General features: G+C 60.7%; 20 protein-coding genes, 4 tRNA genes and 1 pseudogene. 1 reads left to right on the forward strand and 24 read right to left on the reverse strand.

The window, feature by feature from the left end; all coding sequences use genetic code 11:
- Positions 1 to 29: 29 nt before the first annotated feature.
- The 24 genes from ACFYZ4_RS15120 to ACFYZ4_RS15235 form a co-directional block, all read right to left on the reverse strand.
- A complete protein-coding gene (locus ACFYZ4_RS15120; RefSeq protein ID WP_390784077.1) occupies positions 30 to 245 on the reverse strand; it encodes a hypothetical protein in 216 nt (71 codons plus the stop codon).
- Between the two features lie 105 nt (positions 246 to 350).
- The gene (locus ACFYZ4_RS15125; protein WP_390784078.1) at positions 351 to 1,370 is read right to left on the reverse strand and encodes a peptidoglycan-binding protein; all 1,020 of its coding nucleotides are present in this window, start codon (positions 1,368 to 1,370) and stop codon (positions 351 to 353) included.
- A gap of 80 nt (positions 1,371 to 1,450) precedes the next feature.
- Positions 1,451 to 3,343: a collagen-like protein gene (locus ACFYZ4_RS15130; RefSeq protein WP_390784079.1), complete on the reverse strand. Its 1,893-nt coding sequence runs from the start codon at positions 3,341 to 3,343 to the stop codon at positions 1,451 to 1,453.
- 299 nt (positions 3,344 to 3,642) lie between these two features.
- Positions 3,643 to 3,888 carry a hypothetical protein gene (locus ACFYZ4_RS15135; RefSeq protein WP_390784080.1) on the reverse strand — a complete coding sequence of 82 codons (246 nt, stop codon included), beginning with the start codon at positions 3,886 to 3,888 and terminating at the stop codon, positions 3,643 to 3,645.
- Positions 3,889 to 3,897: 9 nt separating this feature from the next.
- Entirely contained in the window at positions 3,898 to 4,512 is a 615-nt protein-coding gene (locus ACFYZ4_RS15140; RefSeq protein WP_390784081.1) for a hypothetical protein, read from the reverse strand.
- Positions 4,513 to 4,711: 199 nt separating this feature from the next.
- Positions 4,712 to 5,785: a hypothetical protein gene (locus ACFYZ4_RS15145; protein WP_390784082.1), complete on the reverse strand. Its 1,074-nt coding sequence runs from the start codon at positions 5,783 to 5,785 to the stop codon at positions 4,712 to 4,714.
- Positions 5,785 to 6,588 (reverse strand): hypothetical protein, encoded by an 804-nt coding sequence (locus ACFYZ4_RS15150; protein ID WP_390784083.1) that lies wholly within the window; start codon positions 6,586 to 6,588, stop codon positions 5,785 to 5,787. Before ACFYZ4_RS15150 ends, ACFYZ4_RS15145 begins: the two co-directional genes overlap by 1 nt.
- 45 nt (positions 6,589 to 6,633) lie before the next feature.
- Positions 6,634 to 9,051: a phage tail tape measure protein gene (locus ACFYZ4_RS15155; protein ID WP_390784084.1), complete on the reverse strand. Its 2,418-nt coding sequence runs from the start codon at positions 9,049 to 9,051 to the stop codon at positions 6,634 to 6,636.
- A gap of 270 nt (positions 9,052 to 9,321) precedes the next feature.
- Positions 9,322 to 9,600: a hypothetical protein gene (locus tag ACFYZ4_RS15160; RefSeq protein ID WP_390784085.1), complete on the reverse strand. Its 279-nt coding sequence runs from the start codon at positions 9,598 to 9,600 to the stop codon at positions 9,322 to 9,324.
- A gap of 2 nt (positions 9,601 to 9,602) precedes the next feature.
- The gene (locus tag ACFYZ4_RS15165) at positions 9,603 to 10,076 is read right to left on the reverse strand and encodes an HK97-gp10 family putative phage morphogenesis protein (protein WP_390784086.1); all 474 of its coding nucleotides are present in this window, start codon (positions 10,074 to 10,076) and stop codon (positions 9,603 to 9,605) included.
- Entirely contained in the window at positions 10,061 to 11,056 is a 996-nt protein-coding gene (locus ACFYZ4_RS15170) for a phage tail tube protein (RefSeq protein WP_390784087.1), read from the reverse strand. The genes ACFYZ4_RS15165 and ACFYZ4_RS15170 overlap by 16 nt, the downstream gene beginning before the upstream one ends.
- Before the next feature lie 27 nt (positions 11,057 to 11,083).
- A complete protein-coding gene (locus ACFYZ4_RS15175; protein WP_390784088.1) occupies positions 11,084 to 11,512 on the reverse strand; it encodes a hypothetical protein in 429 nt (142 codons plus the stop codon).
- A gap of 8 nt (positions 11,513 to 11,520) precedes the next feature.
- A complete protein-coding gene (locus tag ACFYZ4_RS15180) occupies positions 11,521 to 11,889 on the reverse strand; it encodes a hypothetical protein (protein WP_390784089.1) in 369 nt (122 codons plus the stop codon).
- A gap of 73 nt (positions 11,890 to 11,962) precedes the next feature.
- Entirely contained in the window at positions 11,963 to 13,138 is a 1,176-nt protein-coding gene (locus ACFYZ4_RS15185; protein WP_390784090.1) for a phage major capsid protein, read from the reverse strand.
- A 71-nt stretch (positions 13,139 to 13,209) separates the two neighbouring features.
- The gene (locus ACFYZ4_RS15190; RefSeq protein ID WP_390784091.1) at positions 13,210 to 13,806 is read right to left on the reverse strand and encodes an HK97 family phage prohead protease; all 597 of its coding nucleotides are present in this window, start codon (positions 13,804 to 13,806) and stop codon (positions 13,210 to 13,212) included.
- Complete coding sequence (locus ACFYZ4_RS15195) at positions 13,799 to 15,154, reverse strand: phage portal protein (protein WP_390784092.1); 1,356 nt, start codon at positions 15,152 to 15,154, stop codon at positions 13,799 to 13,801. Before ACFYZ4_RS15195 ends, ACFYZ4_RS15190 begins: the two co-directional genes overlap by 8 nt.
- Positions 15,155 to 15,226: 72 nt before the next feature.
- Entirely contained in the window at positions 15,227 to 16,789 is a 1,563-nt protein-coding gene (locus tag ACFYZ4_RS15200) for a terminase large subunit domain-containing protein (protein WP_390784093.1), read from the reverse strand.
- 37 nt (positions 16,790 to 16,826) lie between these two features.
- A complete protein-coding gene (locus ACFYZ4_RS15205) occupies positions 16,827 to 17,171 on the reverse strand; it encodes a phage terminase small subunit P27 family (RefSeq protein ID WP_390784224.1) in 345 nt (114 codons plus the stop codon).
- A gap of 307 nt (positions 17,172 to 17,478) precedes the next feature.
- Positions 17,479 to 17,826, reverse strand: a complete 348-nt coding sequence (locus ACFYZ4_RS15210) for an HNH endonuclease (RefSeq protein WP_390784094.1) — start codon at positions 17,824 to 17,826, stop codon at positions 17,479 to 17,481.
- Positions 17,827 to 17,906: 80 nt separating this feature from the next.
- Positions 17,907 to 17,979, reverse strand: a tRNA-Leu gene (locus ACFYZ4_RS15215).
- A gap of 5 nt (positions 17,980 to 17,984) precedes the next feature.
- Positions 17,985 to 18,055: transfer RNA gene (locus ACFYZ4_RS15220), tRNA-Ala, on the reverse strand.
- A 58-nt stretch (positions 18,056 to 18,113) separates the two neighbouring features.
- A tRNA-Phe gene (locus tag ACFYZ4_RS15225) sits at positions 18,114 to 18,185 on the reverse strand.
- Position 18,186: 1 nt separating this feature from the next.
- Positions 18,187 to 18,261 (reverse strand) — tRNA-Met (locus ACFYZ4_RS15230).
- 585 nt (positions 18,262 to 18,846) lie between these two features.
- Positions 18,847 to 20,571 (reverse strand): recombinase family protein, encoded by a 1,725-nt coding sequence (locus ACFYZ4_RS15235; protein ID WP_390784095.1) that lies wholly within the window; start codon positions 20,569 to 20,571, stop codon positions 18,847 to 18,849.
- Positions 20,572 to 20,597: 26 nt separating this feature from the next.
- On the opposite strand from ACFYZ4_RS15235, the pseudogene ACFYZ4_RS15240 reads away from it, so the two are divergent.
- Positions 20,598 to 21,017: pseudogene (locus ACFYZ4_RS15240) on the forward strand (dicarboxylate/amino acid:cation symporter); the annotation flags it as partial.
- Between the last annotated feature and the right edge of the window lie 53 nt (positions 21,018 to 21,070).

Raw genomic sequence — 21,070 nt, forward strand, 5'->3', positions numbered from 1 at the left:
TCACAGCTATGGGGGTGCGACGGATTCCACTACTCCTTTCGGTGCTTGCCGTCAGCCTCTAGCAGCGCACCCGCAAGGGTCTTCGCGTTCTCTAGACGCTGCACAGCCTCACCGGTACCGAGCACCGCAGCAACCACACCCAGGATGAGCGCGGACGGCAGGGACGGCACGTAGTGAGCCACTAGGGCGAGCACGGCCACGGCTAGCGCGTAGAGGCGAGTAGCGTGATTCTTGGCGAAGGTCATTGACAAAGTCCTTTCGTGACTGTCTGTAAAAATTGGCCCCGGGGCCGGCATAGCCTGAATCGGTACAGAAACGGACATGCCGGGCCCCGCGGTAACTACGTTGTGTTACTTGGAGACGCGCGGGACCTTGAGCGCATCCCACTGCCGCTTACCGGGCCACCCGTCGCAGTAGGCGCGCGCGTCGCCTAGCTTCACCTGCCACTTGCGGAAGGAAGCCCGGTCAGCCTCGCCCCACTCAGCGGACGGACCGACGCGGTAAGCGCTGCACCCCTCAGCAACTAGCCGCTTTCCCATGGCAGTTACGATCGGGCTATCGGGGTGCCGCTTGAAGAACGCCTCACCAGGGAACGGCTCGTAACCGGCGGGCTTGCTAGGGGTGGAGCCACCCGGCAGCGTGCCTAGAAGGGTCTTGAGGCTGGACGGACCGGGAACCCCGTCAGCGTCGGAACCGGTGAACCCTAGCGACTCCTGAAAGTCCGCATAGCAGAGCGTGTCAGCATCGGTCCAGTTGGGCCCCGGTCCCTCGCTGTAGTGAGAGCCGAAGCCCTTAGCCACAAGGGCCGTTCCAACCTGCGTGACGTGGTCACCAGTGGCGCCGTAGCCGTACGTCAGACCGTTGATGACCACCTGAGCGCGGGACGGTCCAGACGGGCCGCTATCGCCGTACGAGGGGCGCCCAAAGCCCAGGATGACGGACCGGCTACGGGAGCGCCGGTAGACCCCATCACCGTTGCCCTGAGAACCAGCGTTGCCGCTGGACGTGTTGCCCTCAATGGTGCGGACGTTGGAGCCTGCCGCAGCGTCGAACTCAACTACTCCAACGTGGTCCGCCACGGGGCCACCGTCCCAAGTGAAGAACACGATGTCACCCCGCTTGACGGCAGAGTTGGCACTAAGCCACTGACCACGGCCCTTAAACCAGTTCACATGCGACGGGCAATAGGCGAACTTGCCGACCGCCTCAGCGTTGCCGGACAGCTCTGCCCACATGGAAACGGCCATGTCACACCACGGCTCGTTGTTCATGGGGTACCAGCGGCCAAACTTGGTGTCGTTGCTAGGTCCCTCCTTATAGCCAGCGTCAGCGTCAACCGCAGCAGCGGCAAGCATTGAGTCAATGGACATGCGTGTTCCTCTCAACAGAAAGCCCCGCCCGGATTCAGCCCGGACGGGGCAGGGACCACCTACTGAATTAGTAGGTGGTGTTAGACGGCAACCGCCATGATGGGCGGGTCATGGTCCACGAGCGCGCTAGCCGGGTTTACGGTGGCCGTAAGCGTGGTCTGGCCGCTGAGATACCAATTCCGGCAGAACGCTGTACTTCCAAGAAAGAAGTTCGACGGACTCGACGGGGCTTCATTCTGAATGTGGAAGTAATAGAAGTCAGTCGCGGAACCGGCGGACAGTAGGAACGCCAACCAATAGCGTCCGGGCTGCATTGTGTAGCTAGCCGTTAGAGGCAGCGGGACGGCGCCAACGTGATTGCTCATCATTCCTGCCGGGGAACCGCTGATCTGACCAGCCATGGGCACGTTGGATAGTGCCGTTGACCCCGTCCACGCAACGCGCGTTCCGGCCTCGCTGTAGATACCGGCGAAGAACCGTGCGGCGGGAACCGTGGTGGAGCCTGCCCAGCCACGCGAGTGAATCACCACGCGGCTAACCGTGGTTGGCTCTGTGATGTTCACCGCGCTCATGTAGAGCCGCTGAACCACGGCAGCCTTTAGCGTGGTCGGGTTGGCAACCGAGGCAGGGTCCACGGTCCACGCTTCAAACCCAAGAGCGTCGGGAGTCCACGTGTTTCGCGTTCCCTCGTTGACCGTGAAATACCGGCCGCTCTGTTCCTGCACAGTGAGCTGACCACCAGTGGCATACAGATGCACACCGGCAGCATTCGCCGCAGACGGACCCGTTCCGTTGTCGATAGCGAGTACGCCGTTTACCGATGAACCGATACCGGCAGCGCTGCCCGATCCGCCTACGCGAATGTTCTTGTCAGCGTAGAGATTCCCTACGGCCATTCGCGCACTGCCGGTCTTGCGTACGGCGAACAGATCAGCGGCTACGTCATTCTGCACCTTGAGCGCGTCGGTAGCTGTGCCGTCTGCCTTAAGGACGGTCGGACCATTAACAGTCAGCTTCGCACCGGCCGTTGGTGCGGTTGTGCCCAGCGCGATTGCCCCCGTGCCACGGTCACCAAAGAACAGGGTTGACTTAAACGTTCCGTCGTCATTGCGAGACGAAAGCCGGAAGTTCGAGCCGGACCCGTCGCCCGGTTCGGCAGTGTCGTCTTTCTGGAATGTCCAGCGCTTCACGTTGCCGACGTCCAGGGACCACTGACGGTAGGCACCCGCAGCGCCGTTGAACGCGACGTCAGCAGTAAACGTTCCGCCGGTTGTCGGCATTGCACCGACGTTGGCAGCGGTAAGAGTTACCTTTCCCGCGCCATCCGGGTTCACGTTGTTCACGGCCGTAACGGTTCCGGAGCCGGTGCCATTCTGGCCGGGTACACCCTGGATTCCCTGGGGGCCCTGAGAGCCCGTTGCGCCCGTATCTCCCTTCGGTCCCTGAGGACCGGTAGGACCGGGTACGGTGCTAGCTGCACCGGTAGGGCCCTGGATTCCCTGGATACCCTGGATTCCCTGGATACCCTGAGGCCCCTTGATATTGCCCTTGGCGCTGCCCCAACCGCTAGCCGAACGCTGGTACATGTCGCCATTGTCGGTGCGTATGAGAATGTCACCGGGCTTGGCGTCCGTACTAGGCGTAGACGCGGTGTTGAGGAAGATTTGCGACCCGTGAACGTCACCGCCGATTGCAGCCCACACACCCCCGGTCTTCTGCCAATTGGTGACCGTGGTATGCGTGATCCCTAGCAGCGTCCGCGTGTCGTACTGCACATAGAAGTCATTGTTGACCCCGATGGCGCCAGTAGGCACGGCAGTGCCGTACAGAATCTGACTTCCGGCCACCGGAACATAGTTCGGTGTAGTCGGGTCAGCCGGGGCAATGTCGGCAAGGTCAACTTCGGCCACTGCCTTAGGCAGCAGCATTGAGAATGTGCGCGAACCAACTATGCCAGAAAGGTTCTCCTTCACGGTGTAGGACCACCCGGATGGATTCATACCCGGTGCATCGGTCGCCGGTAGTGTGACCTCAAAGCGTCCAGTCTCGTTTAGTTGAGCGACTACCGGACCGGCAATGAATAGGTCAGAATCCGGGAACGTCAACAGCGCGGGAATGCTGAACGTGACTGTCCCGGATAGGGCCCGCCCGTCGGGGCCGTAGTAGGTGCCGTGCACCTTGACAGTAGGAATGGCGCCGGGAATAGGCATAGGACCCCCATACGAGGGGGACCACCTACTAATTTAGTAGGTGGTCCCGGAAGAGTGGATGATTACGGGCGGGCTAGTAGCCGCTCAACCTGTGCGCGTAGCTCTGCGTTCTCGCGTCGCAGTTCGCGCACTTCCTTGTGTAGCGCGGCTAGCTCTTCGCTCTGCCGCTCAACCTTGGAGCGGTAGGCTTCCGCCTCTTCCTTCCAAGATGCAACCATGCCGTCTCGGAAGCGGCGCATGGTGAATGCGGCAAAGACGAGTAGGGGGACAACGATTTCCGCCGCCCCAAATAGTCGGGTGAGGTCCATCGTTGTTTCCTATACAGAGAAGTAGTCTTCGGTCAGACTGGCAGCCCGGCCCCAACTGGAATTCATGCCACGGGTCCACGCCCAGCCTGCCGCGCTTGCTTCCGGAATTCGATCCTTTGGAAGTCCTACGCAATACTGCATGGCCGAGATGGAATAGGAACCGTACTGTTCCTGATCGCCAACGATTCGCGGAATGGTCAGCCATCCGCCGTAGATGTTCGGCCGACTCTTGGGCAGAACCATCGTTTCGTAGTTGTTGTTATTGGGCATTTCCAGCCCGCCACCGGTGCTAGGGGCGCTAGTCTTTGTGTCCTTATAGAACGCAAAGACATCCTGCGTGTGGGCGTCAGAGTCGTACTCCTCAGGGCCAACGCGGTACCGGTGCTGTAGCTCGATGGTGTAAACGGTGTTGTTCTCTTCGTAGTCCCATCCGAACGGAATGCCGTGCACCCATCGGAGTAGGCATACGCCAACGTAGCGGGCGGATAGGCCGTGAAGGTTGAGCACGCGGGACGCGCTGACAATGAAGCGCTGTCCCATGCTGTCGTGTCGGAATGCGGCAAGCCTTACTTCGGCTTCACGCTTCCCCGTAAGGAGGAAGTCCGTAATGAACTTGCATTCCACGCGGTCAAATGTCAGCCCCGTAACGTTAGCTATGGAGACGGACGACCAAATATTGCCCCCCACTTCCGGGCGCCCCTGAGCGGCCCACTCGGTTGCGGGGTACCGGTCAAAGGCATTCACGGGGGCAGGGGCACGCTCAATAGCGTTCAGGCGTCGCTTTACCTCAGAAAGCTCACTGATCAGCGAGGGCGGGACTACGTTAGCTTGGGTTGGCATTGCTGAATAGCTCCTTACTGGCAAGCGCTAGCTTGATGGTTTCGGTTCCATTCGCGTCCACTGCCGTGGCGCATTCGGTCACAACGAATTCGTCAAAGAGGGCGACGTAACCCGCATCCACATTCACCGCAGTAATGTCCCCGGGGGTGAAGTCCAGCGGCCCGAACTCGCCCGGATAGAGCGTCAGCTCAGGAATTGCCACCGGGACCGCCCCCGCATTGATGGTGGCCTGAGCCTTATCAATGAGGGTCTCGGTTTCCTTGACGTCGTTATATGAAGCGACCATGAGTTTTTCCGGCATGGTGGCTTCAAGGGACGGGTTAGTGAACACGCCAACGAGCTTTTCGCCATTGCCCTTGTCTGCGCCGGTTGCGTAGGCCACGGTGCATAGGGCGGTGCTGTCGTAGCTCACAGAGGTCACGTTGCAGTTCGCGCGGTGAGTGAGGCTATGGGAAGTGGTGACACCTTCACGGCTGGATATCAGGAAGCGGTGACCGATCTTCTTTCCGACCGTCACCCAATAGGGGGAGTACCGGAAATTGAATCCGCCGATGTTGTCGGCAAGCTCTTCGATTGCTTCGGCAGCGTTCTTGAGTTCGTACTTAGTCCACACCGTTGTTCGGACGTGGCCGGTTGACGTGACAAGGCTGGTGTCCGTGGCAATGCCGTTGTCCCCGTTGAAGAACGCGAACCAATCCTTGAGAATGGTTGCTTGTTCCTTGCTCTTCGCCGTCCAGCCGTTGACGAAGTACCGCCCCTGATAATGCGAGTGGTAGCCCGTCGCATTGAGGGCGAGCGTTCCCGCGTCTATATCTCCCACTAGGGTCCAAAGGATTCCACCCCACACGGGGACGTTGTCCCGTAGGACCACTAGGCCACTCGCCCCCGGGCGTAGGGAGTTGGGGTCAGCCTCAGGGGCGAACAGCGGGATACCGACGCTCGCACTTCCGGCACCGTTCAGCGCGTGCGTGAAAGCGAGTGCGGTAACCGGCAGCGTGGTCACAACGTTGCCGGTCTTTAGGTCCGTCTGAACAACGGTATATGCCGCGCTGGTCATTAGACCCACCTATCCCGCCACGTGAGTTCGGCTGTAGAGGCGGCATTCACCGCAAGGGTTGTCATGGATAGGCGGTGTTCGCCAAAGCCGTATTCGGGCCACGTAGAGCCGGGGGTAATCCGGTCTGTGAAGTCGGTACCGGTAACCGAGCCGGTCACCCGCTGTGCCTCAGCGTCGATGGTGATTGCACCGGCAAGATTGGTCATGCCGAACCAAAGGCCGGTCACTTCGTCAGTGAGCTTGCAGTCCTTTGCGTTGGTCAGCTTGATAAGCGGCCGGAGGGCAACGGACCCGGGGGAGTTGAAGTAGAGCTTGGGGGTTGACCCCTGCCACGGGGCCGACAGGTTCCTAGTCGTCAGTGCGTCGCTGTAGATGTGGGGGTCAGTGGCGAAGAGTTCAACGACCACGTTGCAGACCTGATAGGCGAAGTTGAGATCAAGGGGGCCGGACCGCTTGCGCGGCCGGACGTTCACGAACCCCGTTAGATCGCCGCCTACGCCCGGGAAACGGAACCGTAGAGGCTTCTCACGCTCGGCAGGCTGAATGGCCGCGTAGAGCGCGCTGAGCGCCTTGGTGAACTCTGCCCGGGTGGAACCGTAAACCTCAAGGGTCAGCGTGACGGTACGGCCGTTCATGTAGTCGTCACCCGCGTACAGCCCGTGACGCTGAACAAGTGTCAGGTCAGACGTGCGCACGTCCGGCATGGACAGCAGACCGTCAACGCCAACGATAGAGATGGGCGAGTCAGGTTCACCCATGACCAGCCCGTTGAACTCACAAGTCCAGTCGTTCAACTCGCCCATCTCTACCCCCTGTTGAGTTGGACCACCTACTAAATTAGTAGGTGGTTACCGGGGCGCCGTACGTAGCGCCCATGCCACTTGCCGACCAATCGCGTACGGGTCAGCGTTGGTCTGTACGTTCACAACCACACCCCCGCCAGACGGGCCAGCGTGGTTGGGGATGACAGACGATCCCTTGGGGAGGTTCAGCCACTCAGGGCCGCGCTCACCAACTCGGGTAAGACCCGCTGCCGGACCACCCATAGCGCGAATCTTGGGGATCGGGTTATGCGGGATATCGACCCCAACCGGCCCGATTCCGATGCGGTCCGGGATCGCCCAGTTGAGTAGGTCGATCAAGGAATTGATGGCGCTCTTGAGTCCTCGCGCCACCGCGTCACCAATGCTTCCGCCGAAGCTAGCTAGCTGGGAAAGCCCCTGTCCTAGCGTGTCGATGATGGTTCGTCCGACACTTGCCGCAGCGCTGCCGATGCTCCCGACAAAACCCATGATCCTGCCGGGTAGGTCCCGGAAGAATCCAATGACCGCGTCTAGTCCTTCCTTGGCCTTATCGCGCACCCATAGGAAAGCCTCAGCGGTCTTGGTCTTGATGGTGTCCCAATGCTTGATCAAGAGCCCCGGGCCCGTGAAGTTCAGGAAGAGATCAACGAGCCAGTTGAAGACCGACTTGACCTTGTCCCAAACCCACTGGAAAGCCTCAGCGGTCCACGTCTTGATCTGATCCCAGTTGGTCCAAATCAGCAGCGCAAGAGCAACGATTGCCGCAATGACAATGGCTATCGGGCCCATGGCGATAAGCCACGCTGCCGCCATCCGTGCCGCCTGCAACATGGCCTGAGCGCCCATGGCAATCCAAGTGGCCACCATGACCGCGCCATTGACTACGGCGGCAGCAGCACCGGCAACCCACTGCCCAACGACCATGGCGCCGGATATGAGCGCCTGAGCCCCTGCCTTGAGCCACCCGCCAACCACAGCCCACGATGCCGTGACCTGAGCTAGTGCGGACGTGGTGGACGCTGCCCCCGACGTCACCCATGCAGTCACCGCAGCGATTCCCTGAGTGACTGACGTGACACCCCAAGAGATCAGGGCGGGCAACAGGAAAACCGTAATAGCCGTGGCTATCGCGGTGAACGTGGTCTTGTGCTCCCCGATGAAAGCAAAGGTGGAGCCGACCACTTCCCCAAAGGTCCGAACGGCAGGCACTACCCAGTCAACTAGGACGGTCTTAGCTGCGCTGCCGATCGGGGCAAACTTCGTTGCTAGTGCCTCTAGCTTGGGAATGACCTTCCCGCCAATGAGGTCAATAGCGCCGGTCTCAAGCGTCCGCCAAAAGGCGGTGAGCTTGGCACTGGCATTGTCGTGCATGGTGTCGCCTGCACGCTGCGCCGCGCCGTTTACCTTGTCTAGGCCGTTGGCTGCCGCTGCCGATGCAGGGTCCATCGCGTACAGGGCCTTGCCCATGGTGTTCGCGGGGTCACCGAACAATGCCGACGCTGCATTTAGCTGTACCGTTTCGTCTTTGGTATTGCGCAGTGCATCCGTGGTCATTTGGAATGCCTTCTGCGCGCTTGCCCCGCCTTCCTGCATTAGGGCCGTGATCTGCTTGCCGTTAACCCCAATGGACGCGTACGCCTCATCAACGGCCTTGCCACCCTTTAGAGCGACCTCACCGAAAATGCCGAGCGCGTCGGCAACCTGATCCGAGTCACGGGCACCGGCTTGAAGGGCCTGCGAGATAATGCCCATTGACGTTTTACCGTCTAGGCCAACCCGCTGAAATAGAACCGAGTATTCATTGAACGTGTCCAACAGGTCGTTGGCCTTATTGGAACCGTTCTGTGCGCCTACAACGAGAATGTCGAATGCCTCTTTGGCGTTCTTCGCCATTCCCGTTTTTAGCATGGTGCCGACTGCATTAGCGGTCGGGCCAACGTCCTCACCCAGGACCGATGCGACATTCAGCGCTTGCTTTGAAATGTTGGCCATCTCGTCGGCAGTCGCGCCCGCAGGAACTAGACCCTGTTGCCAAAGGTTCTTGAGAGCCTCATTCGCGTCAGCGACAGACTCGCCATAACCGGCGGAGTAGACCTTACCGGCCGCCTGCCCCAGGGCCTTTGCCTGCTCAGGGTTGGCACCTAGCTGAGCGGCCAGGAGGTCATTACCGGCTTCCTTTTCAAGAGCCTGGCCAAGGCCCATTGCGAGGGCGGCGCCAATAGCGAGACCGGCACCAAGGGCAAGCCCCTTGAGCTTTTCGCCAAAGCCCCCGACTTCCGCCCCGGCATCCTCAATGCCGTTGGCAACTTCGTCCCCTAGGCGGCCCGCCTCTTGCGACGCATCCTTTAGCGCGTCGGTTAGCTCAGTGCCTATCTCAGAGACTTCCGCAGAAGCCTTGGCCATGCTCTTTGCTAGGTCCGAAACATCACCTAGCAAAGTGATCTTGATGGGCTCCCCGGCCACGCCGCACCTCTATTCAGTTGTAACTCTGTGTATATCCCGCGGTATGCCGGCGGTATACGCAGAGTGAGAATTACGTCATAACCGGGGTCCGCCTGACCCCATCGGCCGGGGCCGATGTGCGCCCCCGGGACGCATTCCGGGCTTGCTTGTTCTGCTCTTCAACGTCGCTCACCATTTGGTCTGTGAGCGTGTTGAAATCCCTCAGCGAGAGTGAGCGCACATCGGCCCACGTAAGGCCCCTGTAATGCCCTACAAGCCGCGCGCAGGTGATTACTCGCTGAGCGCGGTAGGGTCCTTCGGCACGGCCTTGAGGGAGATGCGCAGCTTGCCCGCATCCTCAGCGGTGAAAGTCGGGTCCTCGCGCCGCTTGATAACCACGGCCATAGCGCGAAGGAGCTTTGCCTTTCGCGCGCCCGGCTTAGCGAGCTGGTCTAGTGGACCGTCGATGATGTCCTCAATGATGTCAATCTCATCAATGGAGAGAGAGTCAATGTCGATAGACAGAACCTCACCCAGGGTGCCGACGTTCTCAGCGGTCTTCTTAGCCATGACTAACTCTCCAATTTGTTTTTGAGTACGGCGGTAATCTCACGCTCGTACGTATCCGAGACGGCGCCGGAGTTCCTGGCCATTGCTCGGTAAAGGAATCGGTTAGGGCGAATGCCCCGCCGAGGGAAACCGAAGTGAATTGCTCCGGCATAAGGTGCACGGGCTTTAGTGCCTGCCTTGATGGCAGCGGAGTTAGCCGACGCGACCACCTTTACGGACTTGGCAAGTTTCCCGGGTCGGTACTTCTTGCTGTCCTTAGGTGTACGCGCATGCTGCGGAACACCCTGTTGGGCGTCCGGCCGGACTATCTCCGCTGCCGCCTTGTTGGCGTCGCGCACGCTCTTGTTGAGGTCTTTGTCTTTGAGCTTCCTGAGAGCTTGCTTAAGCTCGTTCAGCCCATCGACCTGAACTGAGAACCTAGACGATGCCAAGGGGTCACCTACTAAATTAGTAGGTGCCCTTACGGGGCAACCCATCCGGGAGTGGGCTCAATGTAAGTGAGCTTGAGTGCGGCGGTGTTGGCCGTGCCAGGGTCAAGGATTCGGAACGGAAGCTCAGAAACCGTGACGTCGTCAACCGACGCTTCCGGCGAATCGCCGGTGAACTGGATTGCAGGAGCCTCAATCTTGACCGACGTGCCCGGGGTGAGTCCCACAAGGTCAATCGTCAGAGCGGCAATCTTGCCCGCCACAAACGCTTCGTAGACCTTGAGAGTGTCGCTGGTGAACTCACCCTCTAGCGTGCCCTCATATGTCGGCACGGCGGCGCGTACGGGCTTGGCCTTAAGCGAGCTACCGCGCAGGAAGCGTCGGTCAACCTTCATGCCTAGATCGCCGGTCAGCTCAAGGGAGTTGACCGAAAGCGGGACCGACACGTTGTCAATCTTGAGAGAGACGGCAGTGCGGGACCAGTCGTAGGGGAGCGCGGTAGCGGGATAGGTGATCGGGAGAATCTGACCAACTACGTCCGTGTGGGACACGTCCTGAAAGTCAAAGTTCGCAGTGAGGGTCACCGCGTTCTCAACTTCGGCGGTCAGAGTGAACTCTGTCGCCTGGCAACCGACGTGCTTGTAAGCAACGTTCTTGCCGTCCGTGGTAGGCCGGATCATCTGCGACGTGAACGAGGGTGCAGCACTCTGCGTGCTGGTCTCGAATACGTGCGTGGTCTTTCCAGTCGTACCGTTCGGCGTGCTGGTGGTCTTATCAAAGATGGCAGAGAAGAGGGCAGCCGCACCCGCGTCTAGTAGGTCAACCTCTAGTTCGCCCTCACCGCCCATGTTGATGATGTTGCGACGGTCAGCGCGCGCGGTCTGTAGGCCGGTTCGGAAACCGACCGACTCAATGAACTCACGCGTGGTCTTCCAACTGTCTGCCTTGCCCTCGTAGCCGAGGACGGTAGTAGCCGCAGTGCCGTAGGTGTTTTCCTTGCCGATGCCGATAGCAGCGTCTAGCGCCATGCTGCACCCCTATTCAGTTGTGTTCGGTTAGGTGACCCGTCCGCGAATCTTCACGCGGACAGTGATAGCGGCGTAAGCGCCGTCGGTGTTTTCGGCCGTCTCCGTCTCAGAGGATTCAGGCCGGATGTCTATGAGCCCGGGAACGCTGGCACGGTCCAGAGACCGGCACGCTTCCGTGATGTGCTCACGTAGGCCGTAGACGGCCCGCTCAGCGGCTATCGGGTCACCGGGGGATATGACTAGCGCGTGCGCCTCTACGTAGCCCGTGACGGCCGTAGGCTTGGCCGGACCGGCACGCATGCCGGTGGGCACAAGTTCGTCATCCGACGTGGCACCTAGCCACACCTGTAGGCGCCGGTCAGCCTTGCCGGTCTCAGCAAAAGTGCACTGAACACCAGCGGGCACGAGGGTCTTGAGTTTCTGGAATAGGGCAACCTTTGCGTCAAAGATCAGCACGGTTCCCCCTACATGAAAATGAAAGGCAGGCGGACGCGGTAGCGGTTAAGCTGCGCGTTCACTTCGGGCAGGGATGTGGGGCGCCACGTACCACCGGCCTGCGAAAGTTGGATAGAACCGAACTCGCTTTGTAGCTGTAGGGCCCGATCCGGAATGCGGGACACAAGGTCAAGGCAGTATTGCCGGGCCAGAGTTCGGACGCACCATTCAATGGTTGCGGGTGTGGGGTTTTCGGCCGTGCCCCACTTCTGGCCGGTGTAGCTTTCGACGGTCTCAACCGCGTAGTCAATCGCTTCGCTGAGTGTGCTATCCGCGAAGAGCGAAGAATCTTCGAGCCCATCAAGGGCCCGCAACTCGTCAATGGTTACGTACGACATCGGGCCCTTATTCAGTTGTGAGGGGGCCACCTACTAAATTAGTAGGTGACCCCCACTCAGGTACCGCTACGCCTTAGGCGCCAACGGTCAGAACCTTCGCGGCGCGCTCATCCACTAGCAGACCGTCCGCACGCTGTAGGAAGCGGTAAACGATCTGGTCAGTGTTGAACTTGAAGTCAACCGACTTGTCCACGCGAAGACCACCGGCAAGACGCACGGTGTACTTGCTCAGGTCACCAAAGAGAATCTTGGTGTCCGGCACGCCAACGTCAGTCAGAACGGGACGACCATTGAAGGTGTCCGGCGCGCCAACCTGAATGCTGGACTGCCATAGGTACTGACCGTCAGTGCCCTTTAGCTTGCGCATCTGAGCCGCGCGCTTGTCGGAGACGACGAACGCAGCGTTGGCGCGGTAGCTCTGCGGTAGCTCATAGAAGAGATCAATGAGCGCATCCGAAACGGTCGCATCCTTGGCCGCGCCACTGAACGTAGCGGTAGCCGCAGACGCAGCAGTGAAGATGCCCTTGGGCTGTGCGGTACCCGAACCAGTCAGGAAGTGCGCACCCATGCCGGTACCGATAGCCGGGCCAGCGTCGCCCACCAGGAAGCCAACAAGGTCTAGTGCCTGATCGGCAACGAACTCACTGGAAACGGTGGACGCGTAGCCGTACTTGTAGGCGCCCACGGACCGCTGAACGGTGGTCGGCTGAGACTCGCCAATTGCCGCACCCTCGTTGACGATTGCAGCAGCAGCACGGCCGGTAACAACCGTGAAGTCCATCGGCTCACCGCTGGACGTGGTGAGGATGGTAGCGCCACCCCGCATGATGGTGGATCGCTCTACCGCCTCAGCGAGTAGGCGACCAAAGAGCGTCCGGCCAAACGTGGTGTTGCCCGGGTTGGTCTTGGTGTCGATAGCGCGGGTCTCAGGAGCGAAAGTCGCAGACTCGTTAAAGCCCATCGACCGTAGCTGAGTAGCGGCCTCAGCTAGCTTGTCCTGAGTGTCGCCCTTAGAGCCGGTGCCCTTGAGACCGGCCATGAGGGCAGAGACACCCTCATTGGACTTGAGCGTCTCAATGCCTCGCTTGATCCGGCCGTCAAAGTCGGCAATGGCACCGAGTAGCTTGTCTTCCTTGGAGCGCGCATCGGCGTCCATTTCCTTACCGGCAAATTCGTCGGCAAGTGCACGCAGCTCGTTCGCGGCGCGCTCACGCGCCTCAAAGTTCGCGCTAAGGGTAGTGGCGTCCATGAGGTAACCCCTATTCAGTTGGTATGTGGTTGGACGTGTACCACCTACTGAATTAGTAGGTGGTCCCGCTTTCACGTAGTGGCGCGAACAAGCGGCGGTAGGTTGCGGACGTGGTCAATAGGCGCGACGTCCGGGGAAGTGGTAAGGCAGACGGGCAGCGAACGAAGAGCCGCTTCCGTGGTCGGGTAGGCAGGGTTCACAACGGGGCCAACTTCCACCACGTCCATAGACGTGATCTCACGGACCGGTAGGCCGGTCTCTGTGTCATCCTCGTTGGCCCTACGCTGCCCGCCATCGTTCACGCGGAACGTGAACGAACTCCCGGATAGATCACCACGCTTGAGGAGTGCGGCAACGTCCCTGCCGGTAGTGGTGTCGGGTAGCTCAATCTCGTACCAGCCCCCGCGTTCGTCCTCGCCCACGGTGAGGGTTCCGGACGACACCCGCCCGAGTAGGGAACGGGTGTCATGGTTGAACGTGGCATAGACGTCATTGGCCTTGAGGGACGGGCCACCGGCCCCGGGAACGATGCGTTCCCGGAAGCCCCCAAGGTTGTGTGACAGCTCGTTGAATCGGTAGGCGTAGCCACGCATGACGGTCTTACCGTCCTCGCGTGCACGCTCCTCAAGTGGGCTGGTGAATAGGCGCAGTTCGCGCGTCTCAGTCATTGGGTGTGTCCCCCTCTTCGTCGGTCGGGTCCGGCTCATCCGGCTCTTCGTCCGGCTCATCCGTCTCGTCATCCGGCGCCGGGGGTTCGGGTGCAGGTTCCGGCTCAGGCTCTTCCGCCGCGACGTCGGCAAGGTTCATCGGCACACGGTGCACAGCGCCCATGCCGTCCGGCAGGGGTTCCATGTCTTCCCATGCGCGCACTTCGTCAATGCTGTAGATGCCCTGTTGCAGCCCGATGGAATACATGTCCATGCGTTCCTTGGGTGCGCCGCGCTGGATTCCCTCAAGAGAGAACTTGATGAATAGCTGACGGTTCGCGGTCTCAGCGAAGAGCAGACGGGTTAGCCCCGCCTCAATGCGCTCAAGCCAGGGGCGTAGGGAGAACTGAGCGAATGCCTGATTCTGTTCGGCTAGGCCGGAACCCCAAGACGTCGAATTGGTCGCGTCGGCAATTAGGTGCGGGGGCACGCCGAAGATTCGGGCGATTTCCGGAACCTGGAATTGCCGGGTCTGTAGGAACTGAGCCTCATCCGGCGACATGGTCACCTTGGAGAACTTGGCACCCTCGGTCAGTAGCGCGACCCTATGCGCGTTGTCCGCACCCGAGTTGGCCAGGCGCCACGCTTCACGCGCGCGGGATAGGCCGTCCTCGGACATGGCTCCCGGTACCTCAACCACGGCACCCGGCATGGCTCCATTCGCGAAGAACTTTGAGCCGTACTTCTGGGCAGCGAGGGCGAGGCCGATGGACTCACGCGCGTAGGTGATGGGGGATACCCCCGTGAATTCGCCCGGCAGCATCATCCCCGGGATATGGAGAATCTCCCTGGGGGTGAACCAGCCAATAGCAACTTCGTTGCCATCGTCGTCAACGTCGAAAGCCTCAAACGCCTTACGGCGCTGACCGTCCACCATGACCGTGTGGGTTGTGATGCGGGACGGGTCCAGCACATCAAGCCCGGCAATGGTGGTGTTGTCCGTAGTCCAGCGCACGGCTAGATACGCATTGCCCTCAAGCAGCAGCGATAGAACGCACTGAGACAGTAGGTCGATACGGCCAAGCCCGCCCGGCTCAGCGGTCGGATAGTCAAGCCACATAGGGGACTTGATTTCCTTCCGCACTCCGCCACGGCGCGAGTACGTCGCAACGGGGAGCGTGGCTATCGTCTCGCTCAGGAGTCGGATACAGCCGAAGACCGCAGACACCTGTAGCGCGCTGGACGCGTCTACACGCTGGCCGGACGCTGCGACCACACCCGGATACGGGTACAGGTCGGACGTGTCTTCCCACGTGGCGCGCGACTCAGCCGGAGTGCCCCGGCGGAAAAGGTCAGACCAGAATCCCACCGGGCACCCCTCGTTCAGTTGTTGTTCTGTTGTGTATTCGGTTAGACCACCTACTAAATTAGTAGGTGGTGGCTAGTCATCGAAGACCCCCGCCATGTCGGCAGGGAGACCCTCGGTAAATACGGCGCCGGTATCGTCTTCCCACGTTGCGAGGATCGCAGCGTTGATGAATCCGGGGTTGTCCTCGCGCCACATCACCGCACCGTGAACGGCAAGGATCATGGCAATGGCTAGGTCAATCTTCCGGCGCGATGCGGCGTATTCCTTGGTCACCCGGGCGCCGTTCTTGTCCTCGCGTAGCACGGCATTGCCGATGTGGCGAGCAAGGGCGGGGTTACCGTCATGGGTCAGCCGACCGTCCCGGCAAGCGTCGTATACCGCCTGAGTGGCGGGGATCATGCGCTTGAGTGAGTTGGTCGGGAACGCTTCAACCGGGAAGCCTTCGGCCTCAAGGTTGTCTAGCGTTTCCTCCCATCGGTACGGGTCGGCAACAAGGTTGCGCACGACGTACACCCGTAGCGCTTCGTTCAGCGCGTCACGTACGTCGGCCATGGGAACACGCCAGTGAGCGTCATCCTGCGGGGCTTCCCAGTGGCCTAGGACGAAGACCCTGAGGTCTTCCACGCGGCAGGCGACAAGCGCCGTGCTGTCGCCCTTCCATGAGCCATCAAAGCCCAATACAACGGCGTCCCCGGGGGCAAGGGTGTCTTCCCTTGCAAGCTCACCCCAAAGACCGTGAGGCAGCCACGTAGAGGCACCACGGACGAACTGAGAGAGCCGGTAGATACGGAAGCTGGCCTCAGTGCTCCGCTGGACAGCAGCGCGGAAGTCTTCCTCATTGAGAATCTCGTATGAGGGATTGCACGCTTTCCAGACGTCCGGGTCCGTGTGGTCCACGGTGTCCCCGATGCGAGGACCCCATGAGCGGTAGAACAACGTGGGGTCGTTCACTTCACCAGAGTTGACCCGCTCGCCGGTCTCGCACAGCTTGGCAAAGGGCCCGTCCGGGTCCGGTCCGGCCGTACTCACAACCCAAGTCATGGGCTGGTTACGGGCGGCAGAACCCAGGGTCAGCGCGTCGAACAAGTCAGCGTTCTTACTGAACGCGTACTCATCAAGGCTGACCGCTGAGGGGTTTAGACCCTGCTGCCTGCCAGCGTCGGCAGACACAACACGGTAGGTGGAATCCTTGAACTTGATGACGTCCCGCTGTACGTCGCAGACGGCAGAGAGCTTGGGCGACGCATTGACCATTTGCTTGGCAGCGTCGAAAACCATTCGGGCTTGGTTGCGGTCATTCGCCGCAGCGATGATCTGACGCTGTGCGTCTGCCCGGTCCGCCACCAGGTGATAGAGCATGATGGCAGCGGCAATAGTTGATTTCCCGTTCTTCCTCGCGATGCACACCACGGCCATTCGGTTCTTGCGTTTCCACCGGCCGAATAGGTCTTGCCGTAGCTCGTATGCATCAACGAGCAAGTCACGTTGCCAGGGGAGTAGCCGGAAAGGCTGACCGGCAAAGGAACCGGTGAGGTAGCAGAACCGTTCAATCCAGTTGGCTACCCGGTAGCCCTCACTCGGGAAGGGAGCGTCAGCGGGGATGTGACGCGCAATCACGGGGTCTAGCCCGTCCACGCGGCACCCCCTATTCAGTTGTGGCTGAACGTTTCTGCTAGAAGTCTTCCGGTCCAGCCGCTACGCGGCGTGCCTCAGCGGCGACGATGCCCAAGCGCATGCGCGCTTCCGGGGTGAAACCGATGACGGTCTCAATCGCCCTGAGTTCCTTCTCAGTGGACTCAACAAACCTCAGCGCCGGATGCATGACCGGCTGACCGTTGTAGCCCTCGCTCATGTACCCGTCAGCGTCCACCTGAGCCAGCAACACCGCGCGCCGGTCATGCAGTTCGCAGTACCTCAAGATGATGTTGCGGTCAGTGTCGGGGGAATAGGCGCCCGAACCGGCGGACCACACAGAGCGCCACACTTCGCGGCCCGTGGCCTTGAGGTGAGCGGGCACCCTGGGGGCGCGTCCCTCATAGACGATGGGGGCCGAAGCCTCAGCGGCAGTGTTGGCGTTGCCCGTCCGCTGATCGGGGCTCTTGCTTCGCGACACGTAGACACCACCTAACGGGTACTTACGGACCCCTTAACGGGTGCCTTTCTCACGTGGGCTAACCGGGGCTTGCCCAGTGTTCACGGGCCTTACAGCGGGTGGGGGGCTTGGGTTCGCCGTCACACCTAGCGTGCGTTTTCCGAGCTTGGGCCGGGATCGCCAGGAGGCATGCGGCCCGAACTTTCGGGACGCTCCGCCCCGTCATGCGACGTCAGAACGGGCGCTTGCCAAAGTCCGTTGCGGTCTTTGCCTTATGGCATGACTTGCAAAGGACTTGCACGTTGCTGTCTACATCCTCGCCACCCAAGGCAAGCGGCTTGACGTGGTCAATGTCCACCTGACTTGGGAGGTATGAACATAGGCATGTAGCACACGTGCCAGACACAGCCTTGCGCACAGCCTTACGCAGACGTGCGGCAGCGTTGTTGCCCGCAGCTATGGCGGCACGTCGCTTGCTGTGTGACTGCACTGTGCGTCTGGCTTCATAGCTCTTGTGGTGAGAGGAGCAACGCCCCTTGTGGGTAGCCCACTCACGACAGTCAAGGCACCGGGTACGCATAGCACCCCCCCCTACTCAACACCCCCCCCTATCGGGAAGGGCCCCCTACCCACCTACTAAATTAGTAGGTGGTCTCTGTGTACCCACTGAGGGAGTTGAACCCTCACACACCACGTTCTAAGCGTGGCGGCTTTGCCGTTTGCCTAAGTGGGCTAGCTTGCGTCGGGTTGGATTCGAACCAACGTTGACCCCTGCCCGGGGTTGTCCTAGGCCGCTAGACGACCAACGCTTTAGGCCCGTATGTGAGAGCTACTCACTAGGCCAAGGGATCACAAGTGAGCCCCTAGCCGGTCCGCATGGTTTCGAACCATGGCGCACGGGATTTCACCCCGTTGCTCTACCTACTGAGCTACAGACCGTTGGGAAGGGTGACGAGATTCGAACTCGCGCGTACCGGCTTATGGGGCCGGGGCTCTAACCACTGAGCTACACCCAACGTGGACCATGCCGGAATCGAACCGTTCAACTTCCCTGCCGAGGAAGGATGCAACCATTACATCTCATGGCCCATTGCCACACTGACCGGAGAGATAGCCAGTGTGGCGCATTCGAGAGAGGGAGTCTCAGACCGCCTGTATGTGGGGGGTGCGCGGTACTCCCTCTCTCTACCCTTACTAGGGTGCGAAGGATTCCACCTAACCCCGTGCTTGGGTGCGAGGGATTCCGTGTGGGGGAGTGGGGGCCGGTGGCCCGTGGTGACGAGTGACGGACGTGAGGGCACTTCCGGATTGCCGCCACAGAAGAGATTGAATGAGTGATGTATGGGTGGAACAGAACTACTCATCATTTCGTCACTCGTCACCATACTTTTATACAGAGAGTGACTAGAAGTGGGAATTGGCTACGTAGAGTGCCGGGGGAGCGCTACCGCTCATCTATCCACCCGCTGAGTTAGGCGATCCTCACCAGGGCACTACTGTGGCGCACATCACAAAGCCCTGTACGGCCGTTTGCGGGCATGGGAAAGCCCCGGCCCATACGACTGACCGGGGCTTTCTCTAGAGGCGCCTACAGGGGCGCTCAGGCCGCTTCGCTGGCCTCTTCGGTCTCGCCCTCACCAGCAAAGGTGATTGAGACCCGCTTTGACGCGTCGTACTGCACCCAACGGTTGCCGCGCATCGCAGACTTGTAGACCACGATGCGATCAACGAAGAGGGTGACGAAACGGCGCTTGCTCGCAAGCGTGGCCGTTGCCCACCAGGAACCTTCTCCCATCGGGTCGCCGTTGCCCTCTTCTGAGTTGATCCACTGCTGAATAGGCAGCGCAGGCGCGTCCGCCGCAGCGAGAGCCTTTAGGGCATCGTCCAGTGTTTTAAGGCGCGTTTCCGCAGCGTCCATTTCCTCAAGCACAGCCCTACGCGTGGCCGGACCCTTGTCCTTCACGCTCTTGTAGTCCTCTTCACACTCCTTGAGATGCTGCGCGGCCTCATGGCGCTCAGTGACAAGCTGCGCGCGTTCACGGGCGTTACTGGGGGCTTCCTGCGTGCGGGCAAACCGCTTAGTCGCCTCAAGCAGGAATCCGGCCGTATCTCCGTCCTCTTCCGCCGTACTGATGCGCGCGAAGATCCGGCGGGCAACGTATTCGTCTAGGTGGTGCTGGACCATGGTGTTGTTGCCGTTGTGGCCGGGCACGTTTCGGAAGTTGCACCTGTACAAGGGGCTAGGCGAAGTGCCGCCCCCGTAGTAGGCGCACATGGACTTGTCGCACGCACAGTTGAGTACCGGCTCGTCTTCCGGGTTGCGCAGTGCCGACAGGAGCGATTCCCCCCGGGTGAGGCCACGACCTCGGCCACGGGAGTCAAGCCACGCTTGCAGTTCCCACCATTCCGCCGGTTCAAGGATGGGGTCATAGCCGTATTTCTTTGGGGTGCCATCCGCGTTGCGCTGGATTCGGTAAGCGGCCTTTTTCCCGTTTCCGTATGGCTCAGCCATGTATCCAGCAATGCGAGGATCACGCAGAATGCGATTCAGCGTGGTTACCTCCCAAAGAGCGTCTTTCCATGCGCCCCCAACGCGCGCCCCTCGGGTGGGCACCTTATCTACGTGCATTTGGTGCACTAGACCGGCGAGAGAGCCGGGGTGCCTTTGACCCTGCTTGATTGTGTCGTCTTTGTGGCGCTTGATGGTTTCCCAGCACCATTTAATGACCTTGGATTCGTCCTTTCGCGGACGGAGTAGCTGAATCTCTACGCCGTCCACAAATGCCTTGTACGCCTCGAAACCGAAAGGCGCGAGTCCGCCGAGCCACCCGCCGCGCTCACGGGCCTTTTCGAACGTGCCCCGTACGGCAATGGACTTGTTGCGCGACTCGTTGTGTCCCGCCTCAAACCGCATGATGATATTCATGAGGTCCATTACGTTATTGCTCGTGAATTCGCCCTCATTCACGGAGACAATGCGAACGCCCAGTTGGAACAGTTCGAGCACCTGCATAAGCACTATGTTTACGTTCTGGCGAGAAAACCGCGACGCGTAATGGACAACGATCATGTTGATACGACCAGCACGAGCGTCATTCATCATTCGGTCAAAGCCCTTGCGTTCGGCGTCCGGGTCGTAACCCGACTTGCCGATGTCCTCATAGAAGTCTACGAAGTGGTGCCCCTCGTTGTCTGAGTAGCCCTTGGTCTTGTCGCGCTGGTCTTCCGGCGAAGCCTCGCTCTTGTTAGCTTTCTTCCTTGACTGTCGGATGTAGCACGCGCAGAACACGCCAGTGCCGTTCACGGTGGTGCCCCCTGTGATCATGGGGGCATCGTACCCCCTAACTGTGACTACCGTTCGGCGCCACCACCAAGATGGACGGCTGCGCCGCCATCTACCCGGCGCTCGCCGCCATCTTCATCGCGCAGATCTTCGACGTGCAGCTGGGCATCAAGGAGTACCTGCTCATCGTCTTCGTCTCGGTCATCGGCTCGGCCGCCACGGCCGGTCTGACGGGCGCGACGGTCATGCTGACGCTGACCCTCTCCACGCTGGGCCTGCCGCTCGCGGGCGTCGGCCTGCTGATGGCGATCGACCCGATCCTGGACATGATCCGCACCGCCACGAACGTGGCCGGCCAGGCCCTGGTCCCGGTCATCGTCTCGGCCCGCGAAGGGATCCTGGACAAGGAGGCCTACGCTTCCGCCTCGGCCTCCCCGCTGGACGAGGAGCCCGCCTCCGCCCCGGCCCCGGTCGCCGTCGCGGCCTGATTCCCGCTCGCGCCGCAGCCCCCGCCCCCGTCCGGGCGGGGGCTGCGGCGTGT

Origin of the sequence: Streptomyces sp. NPDC001513, assembly GCF_042894695.1 — a bacterium.
Lineage (GTDB): Bacteria > Actinomycetota > Actinomycetes > Streptomycetales > Streptomycetaceae > Streptomyces.